This window comes from Streptococcus sp. 27098_8_12, assembly GCF_041432115.1.
In the GTDB taxonomy this organism is placed as follows: Bacteria; Bacillota; Bacilli; order Lactobacillales; family Streptococcaceae; genus Streptococcus; species Streptococcus parasanguinis_V.
The window spans coordinates 1-22,461 of sequence record NZ_JAPVZA010000011.1 but is presented as its reverse complement, the minus strand read 5'-3'; the positions used below and the strand labels follow the sequence as shown (position 1 = coordinate 22,461).

The 22,461-nt window shown below is 40.5% G+C and carries 16 protein-coding genes; 10 read left to right on the top strand and 6 right to left on the bottom strand.

All coding sequences use genetic code 11. From position 1 onward, the window contains the following. Positions 1-9 precede the first annotated feature (9 nt). From dltC to O3629_RS05755, 5 genes are all read left to right on the top strand, one after another. Complete coding sequence (gene dltC / locus O3629_RS05775; protein WP_003002265.1) at positions 10-249, top strand: D-alanine--poly(phosphoribitol) ligase subunit DltC; 240 nt, start codon at positions 10-12, stop codon at positions 247-249. Beyond that, a complete protein-coding gene (dltD, locus tag O3629_RS05770) occupies positions 242-1,510 on the top strand; it encodes a D-alanyl-lipoteichoic acid biosynthesis protein DltD (protein ID WP_003009158.1) in 1,269 nt (422 codons plus the stop codon). The genes dltC and dltD overlap by 8 nt, the downstream gene beginning before the upstream one ends. Positions 1,511-1,761: 251 nt before the next feature. After that, the gene (locus O3629_RS05765; RefSeq protein WP_021154124.1) at positions 1,762-1,986 is read left to right on the top strand and encodes a hypothetical protein; all 225 of its coding nucleotides are present in this window, start codon (positions 1,762-1,764) and stop codon (positions 1,984-1,986) included. 97 nt (positions 1,987-2,083) lie between these two features. Continuing rightward, positions 2,084-3,838, top strand: coding sequence for an aspartate--tRNA ligase (gene aspS, locus O3629_RS05760; RefSeq protein ID WP_003009154.1), 1,755 nt, complete (start codon positions 2,084-2,086; stop codon positions 3,836-3,838). A gap of 75 nt (positions 3,839-3,913) precedes the next feature. Continuing rightward, a complete protein-coding gene (locus O3629_RS05755; RefSeq protein ID WP_003009152.1) occupies positions 3,914-4,855 on the top strand; it encodes a YitT family protein in 942 nt (313 codons plus the stop codon). A 29-nt stretch (positions 4,856-4,884) separates the two neighbouring features. On the opposite strand, the gene pulA is transcribed toward O3629_RS05755, so the two are convergent. The 6 genes from pulA to O3629_RS05725 form a co-directional block, all read right to left on the bottom strand. After that, positions 4,885-6,960, bottom strand: coding sequence for a type I pullulanase (pulA, locus tag O3629_RS05750; RefSeq protein ID WP_371608871.1), 2,076 nt, complete (start codon positions 6,958-6,960; stop codon positions 4,885-4,887). A gap of 8 nt (positions 6,961-6,968) precedes the next feature. Beyond that, positions 6,969-7,952, bottom strand: a complete 984-nt coding sequence (locus O3629_RS05745) for a LacI family DNA-binding transcriptional regulator (RefSeq protein WP_371608870.1) — start codon at positions 7,950-7,952, stop codon at positions 6,969-6,971. A gap of 11 nt (positions 7,953-7,963) precedes the next feature. After that, entirely contained in the window at positions 7,964-8,776 is an 813-nt protein-coding gene (locus O3629_RS05740) for a DUF1189 domain-containing protein (RefSeq protein ID WP_371608869.1), read from the bottom strand. A 144-nt stretch (positions 8,777-8,920) separates the two neighbouring features. Further along, positions 8,921-9,763: a sugar ABC transporter permease gene (locus tag O3629_RS05735; RefSeq protein WP_021154117.1), complete on the bottom strand. Its 843-nt coding sequence runs from the start codon at positions 9,761-9,763 to the stop codon at positions 8,921-8,923. Between the two features lies 1 nt (position 9,764). Beyond that, on the bottom strand, positions 9,765-11,060 hold the full coding sequence (locus O3629_RS05730; RefSeq protein ID WP_023919930.1) for a sugar ABC transporter permease: 1,296 nt from the start codon (positions 11,058-11,060) through the stop codon (positions 9,765-9,767). 127 nt (positions 11,061-11,187) lie between these two features. After that, positions 11,188-12,444 carry an extracellular solute-binding protein gene (locus O3629_RS05725; protein ID WP_371608868.1) on the bottom strand — a complete coding sequence of 419 codons (1,257 nt, stop codon included), beginning with the start codon at positions 12,442-12,444 and terminating at the stop codon, positions 11,188-11,190. A 449-nt stretch (positions 12,445-12,893) separates the two neighbouring features. On the opposite strand from O3629_RS05725, the gene malQ reads away from it, so the two are divergent. The 5 genes from malQ (at position 12,894) to nrdI (ending at position 22,459) form a co-directional block, all read left to right on the top strand. Continuing rightward, positions 12,894-14,423, top strand: coding sequence for a 4-alpha-glucanotransferase (malQ, locus tag O3629_RS05720; protein ID WP_134974269.1), 1,530 nt, complete (start codon positions 12,894-12,896; stop codon positions 14,421-14,423). A 45-nt stretch (positions 14,424-14,468) separates the two neighbouring features. After that, on the top strand, positions 14,469-16,727 hold the full coding sequence (gene glgP / locus O3629_RS05715) for a glycogen/starch/alpha-glucan family phosphorylase (RefSeq protein ID WP_371608867.1): 2,259 nt from the start codon (positions 14,469-14,471) through the stop codon (positions 16,725-16,727). Positions 16,728-17,212: 485 nt separating this feature from the next. Continuing rightward, entirely contained in the window at positions 17,213-21,001 is a 3,789-nt protein-coding gene (locus O3629_RS05710; protein WP_223345510.1) for a GbpC/Spa domain-containing protein, read from the top strand. A gap of 425 nt (positions 21,002-21,426) precedes the next feature. After that, complete coding sequence (locus O3629_RS05705; RefSeq protein ID WP_049482671.1) at positions 21,427-21,942, top strand: hypothetical protein; 516 nt, start codon at positions 21,427-21,429, stop codon at positions 21,940-21,942. A gap of 61 nt (positions 21,943-22,003) precedes the next feature. Continuing rightward, positions 22,004-22,459, top strand: a complete 456-nt coding sequence (gene nrdI / locus O3629_RS05700) for a class Ib ribonucleoside-diphosphate reductase assembly flavoprotein NrdI (protein ID WP_049474157.1) — start codon at positions 22,004-22,006, stop codon at positions 22,457-22,459. Positions 22,460-22,461 lie beyond the last annotated feature (2 nt).

The following is a 22,461-nucleotide window of genomic DNA, read 5'->3' as shown; positions in this document are numbered from 1 at the left end:
AATAGAAAAATGGATGTAAAATCACAAGTAATTGAAATTATTGACGAATTGTTTATGGAAGATGTCTCAGACATGATGGATGAGGATCTCTTTGATGCGGGTGTCCTTGATAGTATGGGAACAGTCGAATTGATTGTGGAATTGGAAAATCGCTTTGGCATCCGTGTTCCTGTATCTGAATTTGGACGCGATGATTGGAATACTGCGAACAAGATCGTAGAAGGTGTAACGGAGCTTCAGAATGCTTAAGCGTTTGTGGCTGATTTTAGGGCCCGTATTTTGCGCGCTCCTCATGGTAGCAGCTTTATTATTCTTTTATCCAATCAATCATAAGCACAACTATACCGAAGAGAAAAAAGCTGCGGTTAGTCTGAATGCAGAAGGATTCAAGAGTCGTACAAAGAAACAAGAAGCACTTTCTGATCCACAGCATCGCTTTGTGCCTTATTTTGGTTCCAGTGAGTGGTTGCGTTTTGATGTGGTGCATCCAGCAGTTTTGGCTGAAAAATATGACCGCAATTACAGACCCTACTTTTTAGGAGAACGTGGTGCGGCTTCTTTGAACCAGTATTTTGGGATGCAACAGATTTTGCCAGAACTCAAGGACAATACAGCTGTTTATGTGGTTTCTCCGCAATGGTTCACCAAGAAGGGCTATGATTCCTCTGCCTTTCAACAATTCTTTAATAGCGATCAGTTGAATAGCTTTATTGCCAATCACCAACAGGATGCTGCATCCCAGTATGCTGCAAAGCGTCTGTTACAACAGTATCCAAATGTCGCCTTTCAAAGTGTTGTAACGAACATTTCTCAAGGAAAGAAAATTTCCAGATTTGATCAGTCTTTGAACCAGCTTGTTTCCCACCTTGTCCAACGCGAAGATGCTTTATTTAGTAATCTTGCAACGCGTACAAACGGGAATTACGATAAGAAGGTCAAAAAACGTCTACAAGATTTACCAGATCAATTCTCATATGAGAAATTGGAAGAAATTGCAACGGCTGAAGCAAAAGTCAAAACCAATAACAACGACCTTGGAATCAGCAATCATTTTTACAATACTCGTTTAAAAATGAAGTTGAAGAAACTTAAAGGTTTCCAAAAAAACGAATCCTATGTTCAATCTCCTGAGTACAATGACTTGCAATTGGTTCTAGACCAGTTTGCTAAATCTCGGACCAATGTCATCTTTGTCATTCCTCCAGTTAATGCCAAATGGATGAAATACACAGGCTTGAGCCAAGAAAAATATGAACAGGCTGTTCAAAAGATTCGTTACCAATTGGAAAGTCAAGGATTCACCAATATTGCAGACTTTTCTAAAGATGGTGATCAGCCCTACTTTATGGAAGATACGATTCATATGGGATGGAATGGTTGGCTAGCCTTTGATAAAGCGGTCAATCCCTTTGTCACAAAGGCTGAAAAAGCACCAACTTACCATCTAAATGATCGCTTCTTCAGTAAAGACTGGGCTCAATATAAAGGGACACCAGACGAATTTAAATAATGCTTGATCAAAGGGGGCAGGATCAAATCCTGGCTCCTTGATTTGTGAGGAAAGTGACGAGAAAGTCACAAACGAGCAAGAGAGTTATCCACAGGCTGTGGGAAACTTCCTTGTAAATGGATGAAAACAAGTCCTGGTGCTGATGACACTTCCTCTTTTGAGGGAGCAAAAGGTGAAAGTTATCCACATTTTTGTGGATAAGTGATAAAAAACAGTGGATAAGTCAGCTGGTTTGTGAAAAGGAGAATAGTGTGAAAAAAATTTGGTTTTACGCAATCGTTCAGGGAATTGTGATCTTTTTTATTGTGGGTGGCATGACCTATGTACTTAGGGGAGATTTCTTTTTCCGCTACCTATCCCCTATTTTTGGACTAGCAGCAGCTGTCTTGCGATTTGGGACGGCGACTTTAATGAAGGTGCTAGCACCCACTCTCTACGATGATCCCAAAAAGAAAGAAGAGAGCCACGATAACTAAAGAAGTTGGTGACTGAAAAAGTTGAACTAAAGGCCACTTTCTGCTGGTCTTTATGGTAAAATAGAAGGAAGAATATTAGTTTGGAGATTAATTAGAAATGAAACGTTCAATGTATGCTGGACGTGTTCGTGAAGAACACATTGGAACTCGTATTACCTTGAAAGGATGGGTTAGCCGTCGTCGTGACTTGGGTGGTTTGATCTTTATCGATCTACGCGACCGCGAAGGAATCATGCAATTGGTGATCAATCCAGAAACAGTTAGTGCAGAAGTAATGGCTACAGCTGAAAGCATCCGTAGTGAATATGTTGTAGAAGTGACAGGTCTTGTAGAAGCTCGTGAACAAGCTAATCCAAACTTGCCTACAGGAGCAGTAGAACTCAAAGTGGAAGCTATTACGGTTCTCAATACTGCAAAAACTACACCATTTGAAATCAAGGACGGAATTGAAGCCAATGATGATACCCGTCTTCGTTACCGCTACTTAGACCTTCGTCGTCCTGAGATGTTGGAAAACCTCAAACTCCGTGCAAAAGTAACCCATTCAATCCGCAATTACTTGGATGAATTAGAATTTATTGATGTGGAAACACCGTTTCTTTCTAAGTCAACTCCAGAAGGAGCGCGTGACTACTTGGTTCCTTCCCGTGTCAATAAGGGTCATTTCTATGCCCTTCCACAAAGTCCTCAGATTACAAAACAATTGTTGATGAATGCCGGTTTTGATCGCTATTATCAAATCGTGAAGTGTTTCCGTGATGAGGATTTACGGGGAGACCGTCAACCTGAGTTTACACAGGTCGACTTGGAAACTTCTTTCTTGAGTGATCAAGAAATCCAAGATATCACAGAAGGCTTGATTGCACGTGTCATGAAAGAAACCAAGGGAATTGAAGTAACACTCCCATTCCCACGGATGAATTATGATGACGCGATGGCCTTGTATGGTTCAGATAAACCAGATACACGTTTTGAAATGTTGCTCCAAGACTTGACAGAGCTTGTCAAGGGTGTAGACTTCAAAGTCTTCTCAGAAGCTCCAGCAGTTAAGGCGATTGTTGTCAAAGGTGCAGCGGATCATTACTCTCGTAAAGACATCGATAAATTGACAGAAGTTGCGAAGCAATACGGTGCAAAAGGTCTTGCTTGGGTGAAATATGCTGAGGGTACTTTGAACGGTCCTGTTGCGAAGTTCTTGACAGACTTGACAAGTGACTTGACAGCTGCTTTACAGTTAGAAGACAAAGATCTAGTTCTCTTTGTAGCAGATACTCTTGAAGTAGCCAATGCAACGCTTGGTGCTTTGCGTGTTCGTCTTGCGAAAGAGCTTGACTTGATTGACAACAATCAATACAACTTCCTTTGGGTAGTGGATTGGCCAATGTTTGAATGGTCTGAAGAAGAAGGCCGTTATATGTCTGCTCACCATCCATTTACACTCCCACAAGCTGAAACAGAGCATGAATTGGAAGGAGATCTTTCAAAAGTTCGAGCAATTGCCTATGATATCGTCTTAAATGGCTATGAATTAGGTGGAGGAAGCCTACGGATTAATCATAAAGATTTACAAGAACGGATGTTTAAGGCACTTGGATTTACAAAAGAAGCTGCCAATGAACAATTTGGTTTCTTGTTGGAAGCAATGGATTATGGTTTCCCACCACATGGAGGATTGGCGATTGGTTTGGACCGCTTCGTGATGCTTCTTGCAGGTGAAGATAATATTCGGGAAGTCATTGCCTTTCCTAAGAATAACAAGGCGACAGATCCAATGACACAAGCTCCTTCTGTCGTTTCTGAAAAGCAATTGGATGAGTTAAATCTTCAAGTAGAAGTAGCAGAGCAAGAATAGGACAAGAGAGAAAAGGGAGAGTCTAGGAATCAGTTGCTCTAAGATTTTCCTTTTCTTCTAATCGATGGATTGAAAATGAAAAAAATTCGCTTTCATAAGCTATTTCGCTATCATGTGCGGCGACTAGCTTATAACATTAAATTATTGCGCGTGCTGAAGAGCATCTCCCGTGAGAAATACGATGAAAAAGTGTCAGCTTCCTTGCTGTATGGTTTTCTATCAGCGATTGCCGTCAACTTCTTCTTTCAACCAGGACATGTATACTCCAGCGGTGCAACAGGTCTAGCTCAGATTTTATCTGTTCTGAGCCAACGCTTTATTGGCTTTACGATTCCCGTTTCCTTGACCTTTTATGCCATCAATATCCCTTTGATGATTGTGGCTTGGTATCAAATTGGCCATAAATTTACCATCTTTACCTTTATTACGGTTTCGATGAGTTCCCTCTTTATTCAGTTCGTGCCAGTGATTACGTTGACCAACGATCCGATCATGAATGCCCTATTTGGTGGGGTTGTCATGGGAACAGGGATTGGTTTTGCTCTTCGGAACAACATTTCCAGTGGAGGAACGGATATTGTTAGTTTGACGATTCGAAAACGGACAGGAAAGAATGTCGGCAGTATCTCCTTTTTGGTCAATGGGACCATCATGTTGATTGCTGGTCTGACCTTTGGTTGGAAGTATGCTCTTTACTCTATGATTACCATCTTCGTATCGAGTCGAGTAACGGATGCTGTCTTTACCAAGCAAAAACGGATGCAGGCAATGATCGTAACGAGCCAGCCAGATGCCATTATTGAAAAGATTCATAAAAAATTGCATCGTGGGGCAACCATTATCCACAATGCAGAAGGAACCTATAACCATCAGGAAAAAGCGGTTCTGTTGACAGTTATTACGCGTGCAGAGTTTAATGAATTCAAATATATTATGAAAAAAGCTGATCCTCAGGCTTTTATCACCATTTCAGAAAACGTTCATATCATTGGACGCTTTGTAGAAACAGAAGAATAAAAATAAAGGTCACCACATTGTGGTGACCTTTATTTTGTTGATTCAGTTTCATGGAGAAGGAGCCAACTATGGGGAGGAATAGAAAGTTCCTTTCCTTTAGGAATAGGCGCTTGGAGGTTGGCATGAGGATAGGCAAATAACAGCTGACTATCACTCGGATGTTGATAGGTCTGTTCTTGATCACCGATATTGACAAGAATCGTTATTTTTTCACGATCTTTCTCAATCGTGTAGATTAAATGATGATCAGACAACCATTTGACATCACAGTAGTCGCGAATCTCTTGCCCTTTTTTCAAACGAAGGAGTGTCTGTGATTTCCGATAAGCAATCAATTCTTCAAGAAAAGCAATTTCTTCTTGGCAGTTTGGAAGGGATGTCCAGTCCAATTGGTTGAGACTATCTGGCAAGTTATAGGTGTTGTCTTCGAGCCCTTTTGTGCGATAAAATTCTTGACCAGCATGGATAAACGGCACTCCTTGAGCTAGTAACACTAAATGAAGAGCTAATCGTGAGAGAGCTTTTCGATCTTCTAGACGAATCTCTTCCTTTTCAAATTGGAAATAATCAAAAACAGTTGCATTGTCGTGGCATTCGACGTACTGAATGGCTTGTTGAGGTTGGGTGAAATGAGCAGGCCCTAGCTTCCCGACATTCGCCGTTAGAATGTTAGCGAAATCATTCGCAGAATGTTGACTCTCACGACGGTGACCAGCTACAAGTGTTCTCTTGATCGTATCCCGGAAGTTATCACTGAAAAAGCCAAAGGCTGGTAATCGTTTCGAATTATATTGGTGAGCGAGCTGATCTTCAGAGAGGCCTGTATCCATCTTCCACCCTTCCCCATAGAGATAGATGTTAGGATAGATTTCACGGAGTTCTTCTGCAATCTCTGTCATGGTTTGAATGTCTAGGATTCCCATCAAATCAAAGCGGAAACCATCAAAGCCGTAGAGGGAAACCCATTGTTTGAGAGATTGCTTGATATACTGTCTCACCATGGAGCGCTCACTTGCCACGTCATTTCCGCAGAAGGTTCCATTGGTCCGCTCTCCCTCTGCATTATAGCGGTAGAAATAACCAGGAACGATCTGTTCAAAAGCGTACTCATCTGCTTGGTAGACGTGATTGTAGACTACATCCATGATGACACTCAGATTGGCCCGGTGATAGGTGTCAATGGTGTCTTGGAGCTCTAGGATTCGTGCATAAGGATCGTTAGGATCACTCGCATAGCTGCCTTCTGGAACATTGTATTGAACAGGATCATAACCCCAGTTGTAGGCTTTCCATTGATTCTCTTCATCAACACTACCGAAATCATAGACAGGAAGTAACTGTACATGGGTAATGCCAAGTTTTTGAAGGTAATCAAATCCAAGGATCTGACCATTGAGTTGAGGCGATTCTGTCAACCCTTTAAACTTACCAGGGTGTTTAAAGCCGGCCTCTTTTTGGACAGAGAAGTCCCGAACGCTCATCTCGTAGATGATTGCTTCTGTCGGGTCTAATTGACGAGCAGCACGTGTGATAGGACGTGTAATCTTCTTCCGGTCGATGACCAAGCTGTCTCCAGAGTTGGCCAAAGAGGATAGAGCATAGGGATCGTGAATCCGACGTTCTAGGCCATTGACACGAAATTCATAGTGGTAGGCAGCTCCTTCCCAATCCCCTTTGAGCAAGAGTTTCCAGACACCGTTTTCTGTACGTGTCATCGGATAGATCTGATCTTCGATATGGAGGGTCACATCTTGCGAAATCGGTGCCCAGAATTTAAATTGCGTCTGATTTGGTGTGTAAAAACTTCCTAAATCTTCTCCACTATAGGTGAAGGTTTGATCGAAAATGGGTTTGCGAACGATGTTTCGATAGTGGAGTATAGAAGAATTTCCAGTAGCATCGTAGATGGTGTACTCTTCTCCGAGTTCAAGTGGAATAGGGCTTAAGAAATAGTCTCCTGTGTCAGTCGCTGCACTTGACGTTTTGACAGGGATTAAGGCAAGATGACCTTGGTTCGTTTTCAAATAAAAAGGAAGGATATGCTCCTCTCCCTTTTGGATACGAATGAGGTCTTGGTCATCTAAATAAGCAGTAAATGTAGACATAGAGACTCCTAGAGTTTCGTAATGGTATGGTCAATCAATTGACGGTAGCAAACGGTTTTTCCTTCTTTGTGATCCTTGATAATTTGTAGAATTGTCCGAACAGACTCACGTCCGAGTTCCACTGCATTGATGTCAATATAGGCTTCAATATCGAGTCGTGGCTTAATCGAATCAAAGGAAATAATCGGGATTGTCAGCTGGTGTTCTAATAGGTATTGGCGCACCCCTTCAGCAACGAGAATATCGGTTGTCATGATGGCATCTAACTCTGCTAGGGGAAGGCTCTCCATCATTTGATAAGAATTGTCTTCCAACATAAAACCAAATGAGAAATGAACCAGTTTTTCATCGAGAGGAATCCCTGCTTTTTGGAGGGCTTCTTTATAACCTTCGTAGCGGTCTTGAGATACGAACAGTTCTTTGTTTCCCCCGATAAAAGCAATTTTTCGGTAGTTTTGTTGAATGAAATAATCCGTCGCATCAAATGCAGCCTTGATATTATCATTATCCACTAGCGATACAAAAGGTGAAGCTGCCTTTCCGAGAATGAGGAAGGGGAACTTGTCTTTGATCGCAAATTCAACGAGGGGATCATTCGGGTTGGAATAAAGGAAAATCAAACCATCTACACGATTTCCGTAGATGAGTTGTTTGAGGTTGTCGAGCCGCCGTTCTTCATTTTGCCCCGTACAGATTTGGATGGCATAATCATTGTCTGACGCGATCTGGGTAATCCCTCTTAAAACAGTTGGAAAGAAAGGATTCTGATAGAAGACGTCACTATCGACTGGAAGGACTAAAGCAATGACTTGACTAGATTGGCTGACAAGACTACGAGCATTAAGATTGGGATGGTAGTCCAGCTCGACCATGGCCTCACGGACGCGTTTTTTTGTTTCATCACTAATCGTGGATTTATTTTGGATGACGCGCGTGACAGTAGAAGGCGCGACGCCAGCGAGTTTCGCAACATCTTTGATGGTAACACGCATGAGAAAACCTCCTAGCGGTGATAGTCTGGATCACGAAAGTGGGTCTTATAAAATACCATGGCAAGATAGAGTACAAATAAGACATTTTGGATCATGATCATCGTAGTAAATACTTGATGGAATAGTAAACTGATGAAGACACTCAGTAAAATAGGGAGTCCCAAGCAATTCAGAATACAATTGAAACATTCCTTGAAAGTTTGTAGTGAAAAGAGTCGAGATTTTCGTGTCAAGTAGAGGAAGAAAGATGCCCCTACGATGAGAATCAAATAATTGACTGTCGATAAGAAGCCAGAGAAAATCACGAGAAAGAGACTGACAGGGAGTCGATTGTCGCGAAACCAATCGCTAGAGATAGCTTGAGTGAAGCTTTTTTTATCCCGAAGGCTCTCTTGATTAATAGTCTGGTATGAGACTGTAGCGAGTTCTTTATTCTCTTTTGAGATAATCAATTGTTTGCGATCAAAATGGAGTGTTAACTCCTTGCCTTCACTAGCCTTTGCCTCTTGGCCTAAGATAACCTGTCCTTTTGAAGTCTTGTGTACAGGGTTAGTCCCTGTATAGGTGAGCTCTTGGTCTTTGATCACGACGTGTTCTTGGATATCTTTCATAACGTCTGTTGATAAAGGATCAAACACATCGCTGACAAAGGTTGTCAAAGGATAGGTTTTGAGTTGAGCATTTTGCAGAGCCACAGGTAATAGTGTGATAGAGATTAGAAAGAAAGAAGTAAAAATCATTTGGAACCAGCTCAGTTTTTTGCGGTTTGCAAAAGAAGAGCGGAAATTGAAGATACTTGCGAAATAATTAAAAGGATAGGGCATAAGATGACCTTTCTAAATATAAGAGTATCAGAAATGCAAAGAGAAATCTCTTTGCATTGATTTTATTCTTAACGAAGGGTAGTAAAGCATCCACCATACTACCCTCAACTTAAAAATAAAATGTGCTTGAAATAAGATTCTATTTTATCCTTTATCTCCACCAGCTGTCAAGCCTGAAACAAAGTTCTTTTGTAGGAAGAAGAATAAGATACAGATTGGAACCGCGATCAAAATAGCACCGGCTGCAAAGAAGGCGATTTTTTGATTTTTTTGGTCACTGATAAAGGTTTGAAGACCAACGGCTACCGTATAGTTCACTTCGTCACGAAGCAAGAATTTAGACAAGATATAGTCTCCGAAAGGCCCCATGAAAGCCCAAAGTGCTTGAACGGCAATCATTGGACGAACAAGAGGAAGGACGATTTGCCAGAAGCGACGGAAGTGTCCAGCTCCATCCAATTTCGCAGATTCATCGAGGGAAATTGGAACAGTATCAAAGTATCCCTTCATCAACCAGGCATTCATTGGAATACCACCACCAACATAAAGGAAGATCAAGAACCAAGGTTGGTTCAAGGCATTCAGCATCAAAGCCATAACGAAGAAGGCTGTGAGGGCTGCCATGGTTGGGACCATTTGAATAATCAAGAAGAAGACCAAACTTTGTTTACGCGCCAAGAAATTGTAACGGCTGTATGCGTAACCTGCGAAGGTAACGATACTTGTTTGTACAATCATGGTGATAATGGCGATAACCAAGGTGTTCATATACCAAGTGCCATAATGGGTTTCAGAGAAAAGTTTTGAGAAGTTATCAAAACTAAGATTGCCACTAAAATCAAGTGTAAAGGCACTGACATTCCCTGATTTGAAGGCTGATAGAACCGTAATCAACAATGGATAAATGATAACGATTGAAAGAACCACCATGTACAGGTAAGTCAAGAAATGATTGAGGCGGCGTTTAAATTGAACTGAATTTTTCATTTTATACATCCTCCATATCAAATGCATGTAGTTTCTTGAAGGCAACCATAGAGATTGAGATCACAATCACAGAGATAATCAAGGTTACCGCTGCAGCCATTGAATATTGAGGAGAAGAATTGGTTGTCAACTTGTAGATCCATGAGATCAAGATATCTGTAGATCCGGCGTTTCCTCCGACAGAACCAGGTCCCCCATCGTTAAACAAGTAAATGATGGAGAAGTTATTAAAGTTGAAGGTATATTGACTGATCAAAGTTGGAGCTGCAACAGCCATAATCATTGGGAAAGTGATGCTGCGGAATTTTTGCCAACCGTTGGCACCATCAATATAAGCAGCTTCGTAAAGATCGTTTGGAATAGATTGAAGAATCCCTAAAGTCAAGACGTAGATGTAAGGGAAGCCGAGCCAACCTTGCATCATAATCAAAGCAATTTTTGTCCAGGTAGGATCTGTTTTCCAAGGAATCAAAACGCCATCTAAGAATGGGAAGATCTTCGCAAACAATGGGATAACTTGTGCATTGATAGCACCGACACTATCGTTAAACATATTTGAGAAAGTTAGGATCGTGATGAAGGCTGGAACAGCCCAAGGAAGCAAGAAGATAACCCCAAAGATTCGTTTTCCTTTTACGAATGGTTGGTTTGCAACAATAGCGGTCAAGATACCGAGTACGATTTGAAGAGTAGAAGCTGCGAGGGCCCAAATCAAGGTCCAGCCAAGAACCGATGTGAAGGCTGAGCGGAAGGTACTCAAGGTCCACATATTAGTGAAGTTTTGGAACCCGATCCAATCAAGCAAGGTTGTTGGAGCGGTATGTTTGAAGTCGTAGTTGGTAAAGGCGATCATCAAAGTTACTAAAACTGGGAAGATAATCGCAAATGTCATAGCAATGTATGAAGGAATAATCAATAAATATGGGAAGCCATTTTCATAGATGGCTTGAACCATTTCTTTCAAGGTTTTTGGAACGGCAATCCCGTTGTTGATGCGTTTAGCAACTGTTCCAGCATCCTTAATATTTAAGGCATAAAATAGGAAGTAAACAACAGTGATGATCAAGTGGAAGGCGCCACGAATCAAGATAAAGAGAGAATTATCTTGTCCACGGACGGTTCCAAGTGTAACCAATTTCGCTAATTCTCCAGCTCCAATTCCTAGGAAATAGGCGAGAAAGAGAATGGTTACGGCAAGAAAAATATAGCCTTTGGTTTTTTGTTTGTTATAAATTTGCCCAAGACCCGGGATCAAAGAGAGCCACATAGCCTTTTTAGGGTTTTGTTCTGTAGTCATTCAAATCTCCTTATAATGTCCTTGCTAGAGAGCAAGAAGACAAGTCAGACAGTAAGTTGTGCTTGAAAATTGAACATAAGAGGTTGGGACTTTGTCTCCAACCTCTTACTCACACCTAAAAACTGTCTTATTTGCTACCGAATTTTTGTTCGATGGTTTCTTTAATCAATTTCACTGCATCGTCAGCAGATGCTTTTGCAGATTTTTTACCACTTACAGCATCGAAAAGCATAGTAGCAGCTGGATCCCAAACAGCACTCATTTCTGAGATATTTGGCATTGGTTGAGCATTCTTGAATTGATCAACAACGGCAGTTGTCAATTCATCGTTTTTGCTAACCGCATATTTACGAGCTTCTGTGTTGGCAGGAACTTCATTGGTCTTGTCAAACAAAGCTTTTTGTTGATCAGTACTTGTCAAGAAGTCAATGAATTTTTGAGCGCCATCAAGGTTTTTCGCACCTGCAGGGATAACCCAAGCTTTACCACCACCAAAGGCAGAGTATTGTTTTCCGTTTGGAAGAGTTGGAATCGTTGCGACACCGTAGTTTACTTTAGCTTCTTTCAATGAAGCAGCTTTCCAAGGACCATCGATGATAGCAGCTGTTTTACCTTCTTGGAATTGTGTTTGGATGAAGTTAGCAGCACCTTTTGTATCTTGCAAACCTTTTGGCCATTTAGCATACCAAGTTTTTGCATATTCGATACCATCGATAGAACCTTGGTTGTTCAATCCAATATCTTTAGGATCTGTACCGTCTTTACCAAACACATAACCGCCGTTACCTGAAAGTAAACCGTAAGTGTAGTAGAAGTTTGTCCAGTCAGCTAAGAAGGCAGTTGTTTTACCAGGTTCGCTAGCGAAGTCGTACTTGCTATCTTTTGCAAGATTTTCAAGATCACCAAATGTTTTTGGAGCTTCGCTTACAAGATCTTTGTTATAGTAGAGAACCAATGTTTCGATGACAGCAGGTGCACCGTAAACTTTACCACCGTTTGTTACAAGAGCTTCAGTTGTTTTATCTGTATGGCTATCTTTGTTTAATGTCACTTCAGCCAATTGACCATCGCTACCAAGACCACCTACACGGTCGTATGGAGCCATCATTACGTCTGGAGCTTTTTTAGATTGGTTATCAAGAGAAAGGTTATCCAATCCACCAAGAGCATCACCAGTCTTGATGTTAACTTTTACGCCATTTTCTTTTTCAAAAGCTTTTGCAGCTTCTTCAACATAAGATTTGTAGCCTTTGTCTACATAGACGTTGATTTCTTTACTTGCCTCAGAAGAACCTGATGAGCTATTGCTACAAGCAGCAAGTAAGAAGCCGGCAAAACCAACTGTACCAAGTACAGCAGCACTACGTAAAATTGTACGTTTCATGATTTATTCCTCCTAAAGAATAAAAAAAGATAATAATTAGAAACCGTTTTAGACAAACGTTTTCCTAAAACGTCTTAAGTATATCACAAGGCGAAAACGTTTGCAAGTAGTTTTAAACAATTTTTTTAAAAATATTTTAATTCCGAACTTTCTTCTATAAAATGCATCAAATTTGTTGACATTAGCCAAAGGAAAGAATACACTAAGGGGGTGAGGACATTCTGAAAAAAGTTAAAAAAGTTTTTAAGAAATCCCTTGCAGAAAATAGGGAAAAAGTTTATAATAACATGGTACGCAAACGTTTTCGCAAAAATTGCGTAAACTGAGTTGCGCCTGTTCGATTTTTAACAAAGAGTAGAGCCGCTTGAGAGCTGGATACGACTCTGCAACGATACCCATACCGTGCACCGAATCGCAGGCTTCAAAGAAATAAAAAAAGGTGGTAACCCATGAAAAAACGTCAAAGTGGTGTTTTGATGCACATTTCTTCCCTTCCTGGACAATACGGGATCGGATCATTCGGTCAATCAGCATATGATTTTGTTGATTTCCTCGTTCGGACCAAGCAACGTTACTGGCAAATCTTGCCGCTTGGTACAACTAGTTATGGAGATTCTCCATACCAATCTTTCTCAGCTTTTGCTGGGAACACTCATTTTATTGATTTCGATCTTTTGATTGAACGAGGTTTGTTGACAGAAGCAGATCTTAAAGGAGTGGACTTTGGTCAAGATCCTACTCAAGTGGATTATGCAAAGGTTTTCGAACAACGTCGTCCGCTACTTGAAAAAGCCGTTGCGAACTTCTTGAAATCAGGTGATCAAAAAGAATTCCAAGCCTTTTGCGAAGCCAATGCTTCTTGGTTGGAGCTCTTCGCAGAATACATGGCTATTAAAGAACACTTTGATTTGAAAGCTTGGACAGAGTGGCCAGATGCAGCTATTCGTGCGCGTGAGCCAAAAGCTTTGGCTAAATACCGTGAAGAATTGGCTGATCAATTGACTTACCATCGTGTAACTCAATTCTTCTTCTTCCAACAATGGTTGGCCTTGAAAGCTTATGCCAACGACCACCACATTGAAATTGTGGGAGATATGCCAATCTATGTAGCGGAAGATTCAAGTGACATGTGGGCTAATCCTCATCTCTTCAAAACAGATGAAAACGGAAAAGCAACTTGCATTGCAGGATGCCCGCCAGATGAGTTCTCAGCAACTGGTCAACTTTGGGGGAACCCAATCTATGACTGGGAAGCAATGGACAAAGATGGCTACCAATGGTGGATTGAACGCTTGCGTGAAAGCTTCAAGATCTATGACATCGTTCGGATCGACCACTTCCGTGGTTTCGAATCATACTGGGAAATCCCTGCTGGTTCTGAAACTGCAGCACCAGGTAAATGGGTCAAAGGTCCTGGCTACAAACTCTTTGCAGCCGTGAAGGAAGAGCTCGGTGATTTGAACATCATCGCTGAGGACCTTGGCTTTATGACGGATGAAGTTATTGAGCTTCGCGAACGTACTGGTTTCCCAGGAATGAAGATTCTTCAATTCGCCTTCAATCCTGACGATGAAAGTATCGATAGCCCTCACTTGGCACCAAACAACTCTGTGATGTACACTGGAACACATGATAACAACACAGTTCTTGGATGGTACCGCAATGAAATCGACGATCCAACTCGTGAGTATCTTGCTCGTTATACCAACCGGAAAGAGTACGAATCTGTACCGCATGCTATGCTTCGCACCGTCTTTGCTTCCGTCAGCTTCATGGCGATTGCTACGATGCAAGACTTGCTTGAGTTAGATGGCTCAGCTCGGATGAACTTCCCATCTACTCTCGGTGGTAACTGGTCATGGCGAATGACAGCGGATCAATTGACTCCAGCTGTCGAGCAAGAATTGCTTGATTTCACTACGATCTATCGTCGTGAAAACAAAGACTTGAAAAAAGAAGTTAAGAAAGCAAAAAAATAATCTTTCCCCCCTATTAAAATTGTTGAAACAAAGGAGACTCCCAACATGGAATCATTACAAAAATATGTGATTGATCATCATCAAAAAACAATTGCTGAATGTTCAAATGAAGAATTGTACATTGCCTTGCTAAATTACACGAAGCAAGCAAGCGCTCAAAAGAAAATCAATACTGGTAAGAAAAAAGTTTACTACATCTCAGCTGAGTTCTTGATCGGTAAACTCTTGTCTAACAACTTGATCAACTTGGGTCTTTACGACGATGTTAAAAAAGAATTGTCAGATGCTGGTAAAGACTTGATCGAAGTAGAAGAAGTGGAATTGGAACCATCACTTGGTAACGGTGGTTTGGGACGTTTGGCAGCCTGCTTTATCGACTCTATTTCAAGCCTTGGTTTGACAGGGGATGGGGTTGGTTTGAACTACCACTTTGGTTTGTTCCAACAAGTATTTAAAAACAACCAACAAGAAACGATTCCAAACGCATGGTTGACTGACCAAAGCTGGCTCGTTCGTTCAAGTCGTAGCTACAAAGTGCCATTTGCACACTTCACATTGACTTCTACCCTTTATGATATCGATGTCCCTGGTTACAAGATTGATACCAAGAACCGTTTGCGTTTGTTCGACTTGGATTCAGTTGATTCATCTATTATTGAAGATGGTATTAACTTTGACAAGACAGATATCGCTCGCAACTTGACCCTCTTCTTGTACCCAGATGATAGTAACCGTCAAGGGGAATTGCTCCGTATCTTCCAACAATATTTCATGGTTTCAAACGGTGCACAATTGATCATCGATGAAGCCATCGAAAAAGGAAGCAACTTGCACGACCTTGCTGACTACGCAGTTGTCCAAATCAACGATACTCACCCATCAATGGTCATCCCTGAATTGATCCGTCTTTTGACAGAACGTGGTATTGGAATGGATGAAGCCATCTCTATCGTTCGTAGCATGACGGCTTACACTAACCACACAATCCTTGCAGAAGCCCTTGAAAAATGGCCACTTGAATTCTTGCAAGAAGTGGTTCCTCACTTGGTTCCAATCATTGAAGAATTGGACCGCCGTGTTCGCGCTGAATACAAAGATCCAGCTGTTCAAATCATCGATGAGAATGATCGCGTACACATGGCGCACATGGATATCCACTATGGATTTAGCGTAAACGGGGTAGCAGCACTTCACACAGAAATCTTGAAGAATTCTGAGTTGAAGGCCTTCTACGACATTTACCCTGAAAAATTCAACAACAAAACAAACGGTATCACATTCCGTCGTTGGCTCATGCATGCCAACCCAACCTTGTCACACTACTTGGATGATATCCTCGGACGTGACTGGCACCATGACGCATCTAAATTGGAAGACCTTCTTTCTTATGAAGATAAAGATGCAGTCAAAGCAAAATTGGAAAACATCAAGTCTCACAACAAACGGAAATTGGCTCGTTTCTTGAAAGACCATCAAGGTGTGGAAATCAATCCTAACTCTATCTTTGATACCCAAATCAAACGTCTCCACGAATACAAACGTCAACAAATGAACGCTTTGTATGTGATCCACAAATACTTGGACATCAAAGCTGGAAATATCCCTGCTCGCCCAATCACTGTTCTCTTTGGTGGTAAAGCAGCTCCTGCCTACACCATTGCACAAGATATTATCCACTTGATCCTTTGCTTGTCTGAAGTGATTGCAAACGATCCAGCAGTAGCTCCACACTTGCAAGTCGTTATGGTAGAAAACTACAACGTGACTGCTGCAAGCTACTTGATTCCAGCTAGCGATATTTCTGAGCAAATCTCCCTTGCTTCTAAGGAAGCTTCAGGTACTGGTAACATGAAATTCATGTTGAATGGTGCGTTAACACTTGGTACTATGGATGGAGCAAACGTGGAAATCGCTGAATTGGTTGGACGTGACAACATCTACATCTTCGGTGAAGATTCAGAAACTGTAATCGATCTATATGAGAAATCAGCATACAAATCAGCGGACTTCTATGAACGTGAAGCTATCAAACCATTGGTAGACTTCATTATCAGCGATGCCGTTCTTGCAGTTGGTAACAAGGAACGCTTGACTCGTCTTCACAAGGAATTGATCAACAAAGACTGGTTCATGACTCTTCTTGACTTGGAAGACTACATTGTAACCAAAGAACGCATGTTGGCTGATTACGAAGACCGTGATGCATGGTTGGATCAAGTTATCGTAAACATTGCTAAAGCAGGATTCTTCTCATCTGACCGTACGATCGCTCAGTACAATGAAGATATCTGGCACTTAAACTAATCATTAGTTGTTAGACCAAGGTCCATAAGACCTTGGTCTTTTTCATTACTTCTCATTTGGGAGAAGAAATGGAGCTAGTTTAGGGAATGGACACTCTGCAAAAAGTGTTGTTTTTTTGAATTTTGCAACCCCTAAAGGGAAAAAATTACATAATTTTTATTTCAGTCTTCAAATCTAATTTATTGGTATAAAAAAATACTTCCCTTTAAAAAGCCTTTCGGTGAAATTTATAAAAAGAGAAAGTGTCTTAAAAACCCTTGAAAATAAAGGATTTTTTCACAGGCGTTTGCATATATTTTCAACTAAAGATGGGGAAGGCAAGGAAAGTTTGGGGATTCAAGTTGTTATATATTTAAAGTAAAATAAAAAATTAAATTGACAAATATATAAAAATGGTTGATTGTGATACAATGAAGTTAACTGGAAGTAGCATATTTTTGCCTCTACAGTGAGATTTTTTTAAACAAAAAAGGAGAGTTTTGAAAATGAAAAGCTATCGTGAACATGTTTCGAAGCAGGAAAAATTTTCAATTCGTAAGTTATCAGTCGGTGTTGTTTCATTGGCCATCGCTGGATTGGCTACTGTTAATACCTACGGAGCAGAAGTGAAAGCAGATGAAGCAACAGCGCCTGCAACTGAAGCGACTACTACGGATACAGCAACAAGCGATGCAGCTGTTTCAACAAGTTCTAAGTTGACATCTACAACTGTGACAGAAGGAAATAAAACAGTTACGACGACTTATGTAGAATCACCAGAACTTGAAAAAGCCAAAGCAGATGCAGTTACAGAAGGTGTGACCGTTACAGAAGAAGCTGAAAAAGTCCAACCATCTATCGCAGCAGCAGAAGCAGATAACAAAGCCCAAACAGCTGAAATCAACACAGTCGTTGAAAACTACAAAAAGGCCAAAGCTGAGTATGAAGCAAAATTAGCTGAACAAAAGCAAGTAGAAGCTGAAAATGCTAAAGCAAAGGCTGACTACGATCAAGCTAATACAAAATACCAGAATGATTTATTAGCATATCAGACTCAAAAGGCTGAATATGAAAAAGCTAAAGCTTCTTATGAAGAATCCCAAAAAGCATATGAAGAAGCTTTAGCAGCATATAAAGCAGCTTCTACTTCAACTTCAAGTAAAGACTCTGATGCCTATAAACTAGTTAAGGAGCAATACGAAGCTGCAAAAGCAACTTATGAAACTAGTAAAGCTAAATACGAAACAGATGCAGCAAAATATGCTGATAATGAGTTGAGTTTTGCGGATGCAACAGCGTCGTACAATACTGCAAAAACTTCTTATGACGCAGCACTTGCCCAGTATAATGAAGCTAAAGTTCAATATGATAAGGAATTAGAATCATACGAATCTAAAAAAGCAGAGTTTGAAAAAAATAAACTTGCTCAAGCAGCTGCTGAGAAAAAATTCGATCAACAAACTAAAGAATATACTGCAGCTGAAAAACAATACCAACAAGATCTAGCAGCATATAATGAAGCTAAGACAGCATACGAAACTGCTCTAGAGGCTTATAACGCTGCGACATCTACTGGTGGGACAGATTCGGCGGAATATGCTGCGCTGAAAGCTAAATATGAAGCAGATAAATCAGCATATGAAACTGCAAAAGCAAAATATGATGTAGATGCTGAAAATTATAATGATAAGAAAACATCATATGAAACAGCCAAGGCTAGTTATGATTCAACTAAAACAGCATACGATGTTGCAAAATCAAGTTATGATGTTGCAAAAGCTCAGTATGATTCAGAAGTGGCAAAATATAACAAAGCTACTGAAGAATATAATAAGGCGGTATCAGATTATCAAAAAGCACAAGAACAATATGCAAAAGATAAATTAGAATATGATACGGCTGCAACTTCTTATGCTAAAGCAAATAATGAATACGATACAGTAGTAAACAAATTTAAAAAAGTCAAAGAAGAAATTAAAGCAATCTACAAAGATGCAACAGTTAATATTGTAGAAAGTAATACGATTGAAGAAGATGAAGAAAAAGAAGTAGAAAAAGACAAAGACGGAAAACCTACTAAGAAACTTACTGACAAAGCTAAAGATTTAACAGCTGCAAAAAACTTATATAAAAATAATAAATCTCAGTATGAGGAAGATAAGAAAGCATTTGAGGAAGCAAAAGCTAAGTACGCTGCAAACGAAATTGAGTTTGTGGCTGTAAAAGCAGCTTATGATAAAGCAAAATCAAGTTATGATGCTGTGAATGAACAATATGCAAAACTTTATCAAGCGAAACTTGCAAGTATTGAAACCGCTTTGGCTCAATACAAAAATGCTAAAGAAGCGTATGAAAAATATATGACTGACAATGGTTTCAAAGAGCTGAAAGATGTTGAAACTGTTCAAGATTTGACCTTCCAACGTGAAGGTGGTGCTATTCATACCATTGACGGCATTAGTACTTACCTCACTCGTGAAGCTCAAGAACGTTTGAATACAAGCAATGTTCATCAGTATGATTCTAATAAATTGGAAGCTTCAGATATTGTAGCGACTAGTCCTTGGGCCAATAATGAAACTGAGTACATTCAAGTGAAAGAAGGCGATAAATTTGTCGTTACTTATGATAACTTGAATCAGTCCAGCATGCGTGAAAATACGGATATGCATCCAATCAAACGCGTGATTTATCGTTATGAGATTTTGAGTCTTCCATCAAAGGATGGGAAGGGAATTGCAGCAGTAAGTAATGACCCAACTGTAACACTAACAGTCGGTGCTTCAACAGATCAAACCAAAGATCAAACCAAAGATCAAATCAAACCGGTTAAAGTTGCTGTCGATATCGAATTTTACGATGAAAATGGCAATAAGTTTGATTTGACCCAACACAATGCGATTGTAGCGTTGAACTCTCTCAACCACTGGACAGGTGCTTCTTATGTAGATAGTGGAGATAAACCTCGTGCCCTTACAGTAGAAGCTAAAGATAAAAATGGGAATACTGTTCGTGGGACTTGGAATCCATATCCAGATGAGAAATCATCAATGAGCATTGAAAACAATGAAGTGAAGGTTAAAACAGGAAAGGCTGACTTTGGTACGGCTGATGTCACGATTTCTGCTGAAAACCCAATTAAGATTGTCACTCAAAAATATGGTTATGTAGAAGTTGAGAAAGATAAGTGGATTCCTGGTACGACCCCTGAGAAGGAAGAAGTAACAGATGCGTTAACTGTGAATGCTTCGGGTTCAGGAAGTGTGCATTCTATTGGTACAGAAGAATTTACTTTTGAAGGTAAGGATGATGTTCTTGGCTCATACAAAGTAGATGCCACTACAGGTCAAATTACGTTCACACCTAAGAAGAAATTTGAAAACGTGGAACACCAAGAGTCTGTAAATATTGGAAATAATAAATATATTCAAATTCCAAACTCAAGTGTTTCTTATGATTCTGCTACTAAAGAGGTAACATCTGAAAAAGATAACCAATACGTTGAACATGGTGCCGTCTTTAATGGGGAATCTTCAGCGACTCTTCGTGGTTGGGATGATCCATCTTCTCCATACCTCTACTACGGTGGAGCAGGATTGAAGATGTCTGATGGTCACCTAGTCTTTACTGCTAAAGGTGCTAATGCGGCTAAACAACCTACGGTTTATTGGTTTGCAATCAACTCAAATGTTGGTCTTCCAAAAAATCCAGGTTCATTTGTCATTCCGCCAGCCCCAGTTGCTCCAGTTGCTCCAGTAGAGCCAAAATTAAATGAAGAAAAACCAACATTGCCTACTCCGTTGAGTCCGGTTTCTCCTATCGCACCAGTAAAACCTGTGAAAGAGGAAATTGAAAAAATTAAAGAACCGACCCCACCAACACCAGTCGCACCGGTTTCTCCAGTTTCTCCAATTGAACCAAAAGCCCCTGAGCAACCAAAATACAAAACAATTCCTAAAACTGAGGAACCTCAATCAGCTGAAGTGAAATGGCATAAGAATAAAGTGGTAACGGAAACAGATATTCCAACCCCACCAACGCCAGTTCCTCCAACTCCACCAACTCCATACAACCCACCAACACCAATTGTTCCACCTACACCAATCGTTCCACCAACTCCAGAGGTTCCAACCGAACCAACTCCTGAAGTTCCGGAACAGCCTGTACAACCTGCGCAACCACAAACACCTGCGCTTCCAAATACAGGTACAGAAAGCTCAACTGCAGCTGTTCTTGCAGGTGCGATGGCTGGATTGCTTGGATTGGGTCTTGCACGCAAGAAAAAAGAAGATTAATTCTTGTTTCTTTCGTTCATTCATCTAAATAAAGAAAGTCAGAGGGCAAGTCCTTCTGGCTTTTTTGATGGAGTGATGACCAAATAGTTGAGAAATAGAACAGAATAGTTTTTGGATAAGGAGAGGAAATGGCTTTTATAGACCAAATCGTGTCCAAATGAAGCAGAATAGAAATGGATGACACAAGAAGAAGAGAATGAGGTATACTGGTGGTGTTCGAATGAAAGTTTATAGGACTCCGTTATATCTCTAATCATTCCAATGATACAGTTGCGATGGCTTTTCATCTTTTGCACACATTATTTTCCAAATGAATTTCATTTGAACGTATCAGTAATCAGGCAAGTGCTTCCACGGTTTTGAGGTGCTTGCCTTTCTATCTGTATCGCGATATAATAGGGTGTAAGAAATGAAAAGGAGTTTGTATGAAAAAGAAACCTATCTATCTTTACATCTTGTTATTTTTCTCTACGGTTGGAACCCTAACATCAGCTGTCTCAACCTTTGGAGCTTCAAAGAGCTTTGAGCTGACAGATGATTTTGCTAAACAACTTGGTTTAACAACGGCTCAAGACAAGGCTGACTATGTGACATATTATGAGAAATCAGCCCAACTCAATCAGTCTCCACTAGCCTTTTTATTTGTATCCCTGGTTCTGATTGCCTTACTGGCAACTTTCTATTTCCTCTTTATGAAGCAGGATCTGTTAACAGCCCATTATACTTATATGGGACAGATTTTGTTAAGTCAAGCCTTCTCTTTTTATAATTATTTTGCAGGACGTCCGCTATTGGCTAGTTTTTCAAACCAAGCACTTCGTCAACGATATCTGGCATCTTCGTCCATTGCTTTGTTACTCTTGACTGCTTTATCTCTTCTCTTCCTTGGAATTGTTTTGTATAAAACCTTGCGTTTGAGAAAAGCTCAAGCTACGGCATAATAGATAAGTTTGAATGGAGCTCTCTTAGAGGATAAGAGAGCTTCTTGATTGGAGAAAAAAGATGAAAGTATCCTTTGTTTATATTAGTCTGAGTGGGAATACAGAGAGTTTTGTCCGCCGTTTAAGTGACTATTTGCTGGAAGCCCATCCCGGACTTGAAATCGAGAAAGTTCATGTGAAAGACCTGGTCAAAGAGGGCCAGCCCTTCTTTGAAATGACCAATCCTTTTATTACTTTTTTGCCAACCTATTTGGAGGGTGGAAATGGTGTTGACAACGGCGATGTGGAAATTTTGACGACAGATGTTGCGGATTTTATTGCTTACGGAGACAACGCCAGCAAGTGCTTAGGAGTGGTTGGATCAGGCAATCGGAATTTTAACAATCAATATTGTTTAACCGCTAAGCAGTACAGCCAACGCTTTGGTTTCCCTATGTTAGCCGATTTTGAAATGCGGGGGATGTTGGGAGATATTAAAAAAGTAGCCGCTATTGTAGAAGAGTTGTATCATCTTTAAAA

Excerpts from the sequence above, each read along its gene's own strand:
- O3629_RS05740 (WP_371608869.1), bottom strand. The coding sequence starts at position 8,776 with ATGCCCTATCCTTTTAATTATTTCGCAAGTATCTTCAATTTCCGCTCT.
- glgP (WP_371608867.1), top strand. The coding sequence starts at position 14,469 with ATGGAATCATTACAAAAATATGTGATTGATCATCATCAAAAAACAATT.
- malQ (WP_134974269.1), top strand. The coding sequence starts at position 12,894 with ATGAAAAAACGTCAAAGTGGTGTTTTGATGCACATTTCTTCCCTTCCT.
- dltC (WP_003002265.1), top strand. The coding sequence starts at position 10 with ATGGATGTAAAATCACAAGTAATTGAAATTATTGACGAATTGTTTATG.
- O3629_RS05705 (WP_049482671.1), top strand. The coding sequence starts at position 21,427 with ATGAAAAAGAAACCTATCTATCTTTACATCTTGTTATTTTTCTCTACG.
- pulA (WP_371608871.1), bottom strand. The coding sequence starts at position 6,960 with ATGTCTACATTTACTGCTTATTTAGATGACCAAGACCTCATTCGTATC.
- O3629_RS05725 (WP_371608868.1), bottom strand. The coding sequence starts at position 12,444 with ATGAAACGTACAATTTTACGTAGTGCTGCTGTACTTGGTACAGTTGGT.
- dltD (WP_003009158.1), top strand. The coding sequence starts at position 242 with ATGCTTAAGCGTTTGTGGCTGATTTTAGGGCCCGTATTTTGCGCGCTC.
- O3629_RS05710 (WP_223345510.1), top strand. The coding sequence starts at position 17,213 with ATGAAAAGCTATCGTGAACATGTTTCGAAGCAGGAAAAATTTTCAATT.
- aspS (WP_003009154.1), top strand. The coding sequence starts at position 2,084 with ATGAAACGTTCAATGTATGCTGGACGTGTTCGTGAAGAACACATTGGA.
- nrdI (WP_049474157.1), top strand. The coding sequence starts at position 22,004 with ATGAAAGTATCCTTTGTTTATATTAGTCTGAGTGGGAATACAGAGAGT.
- O3629_RS05735 (WP_021154117.1), bottom strand. The coding sequence starts at position 9,763 with ATGAAAAATTCAGTTCAATTTAAACGCCGCCTCAATCATTTCTTGACT.
- O3629_RS05755 (WP_003009152.1), top strand. The coding sequence starts at position 3,914 with ATGAAAAAAATTCGCTTTCATAAGCTATTTCGCTATCATGTGCGGCGA.
- O3629_RS05730 (WP_023919930.1), bottom strand. The coding sequence starts at position 11,060 with ATGACTACAGAACAAAACCCTAAAAAGGCTATGTGGCTCTCTTTGATC.
- O3629_RS05745 (WP_371608870.1), bottom strand. The coding sequence starts at position 7,952 with ATGCGTGTTACCATCAAAGATGTTGCGAAACTCGCTGGCGTCGCGCCT.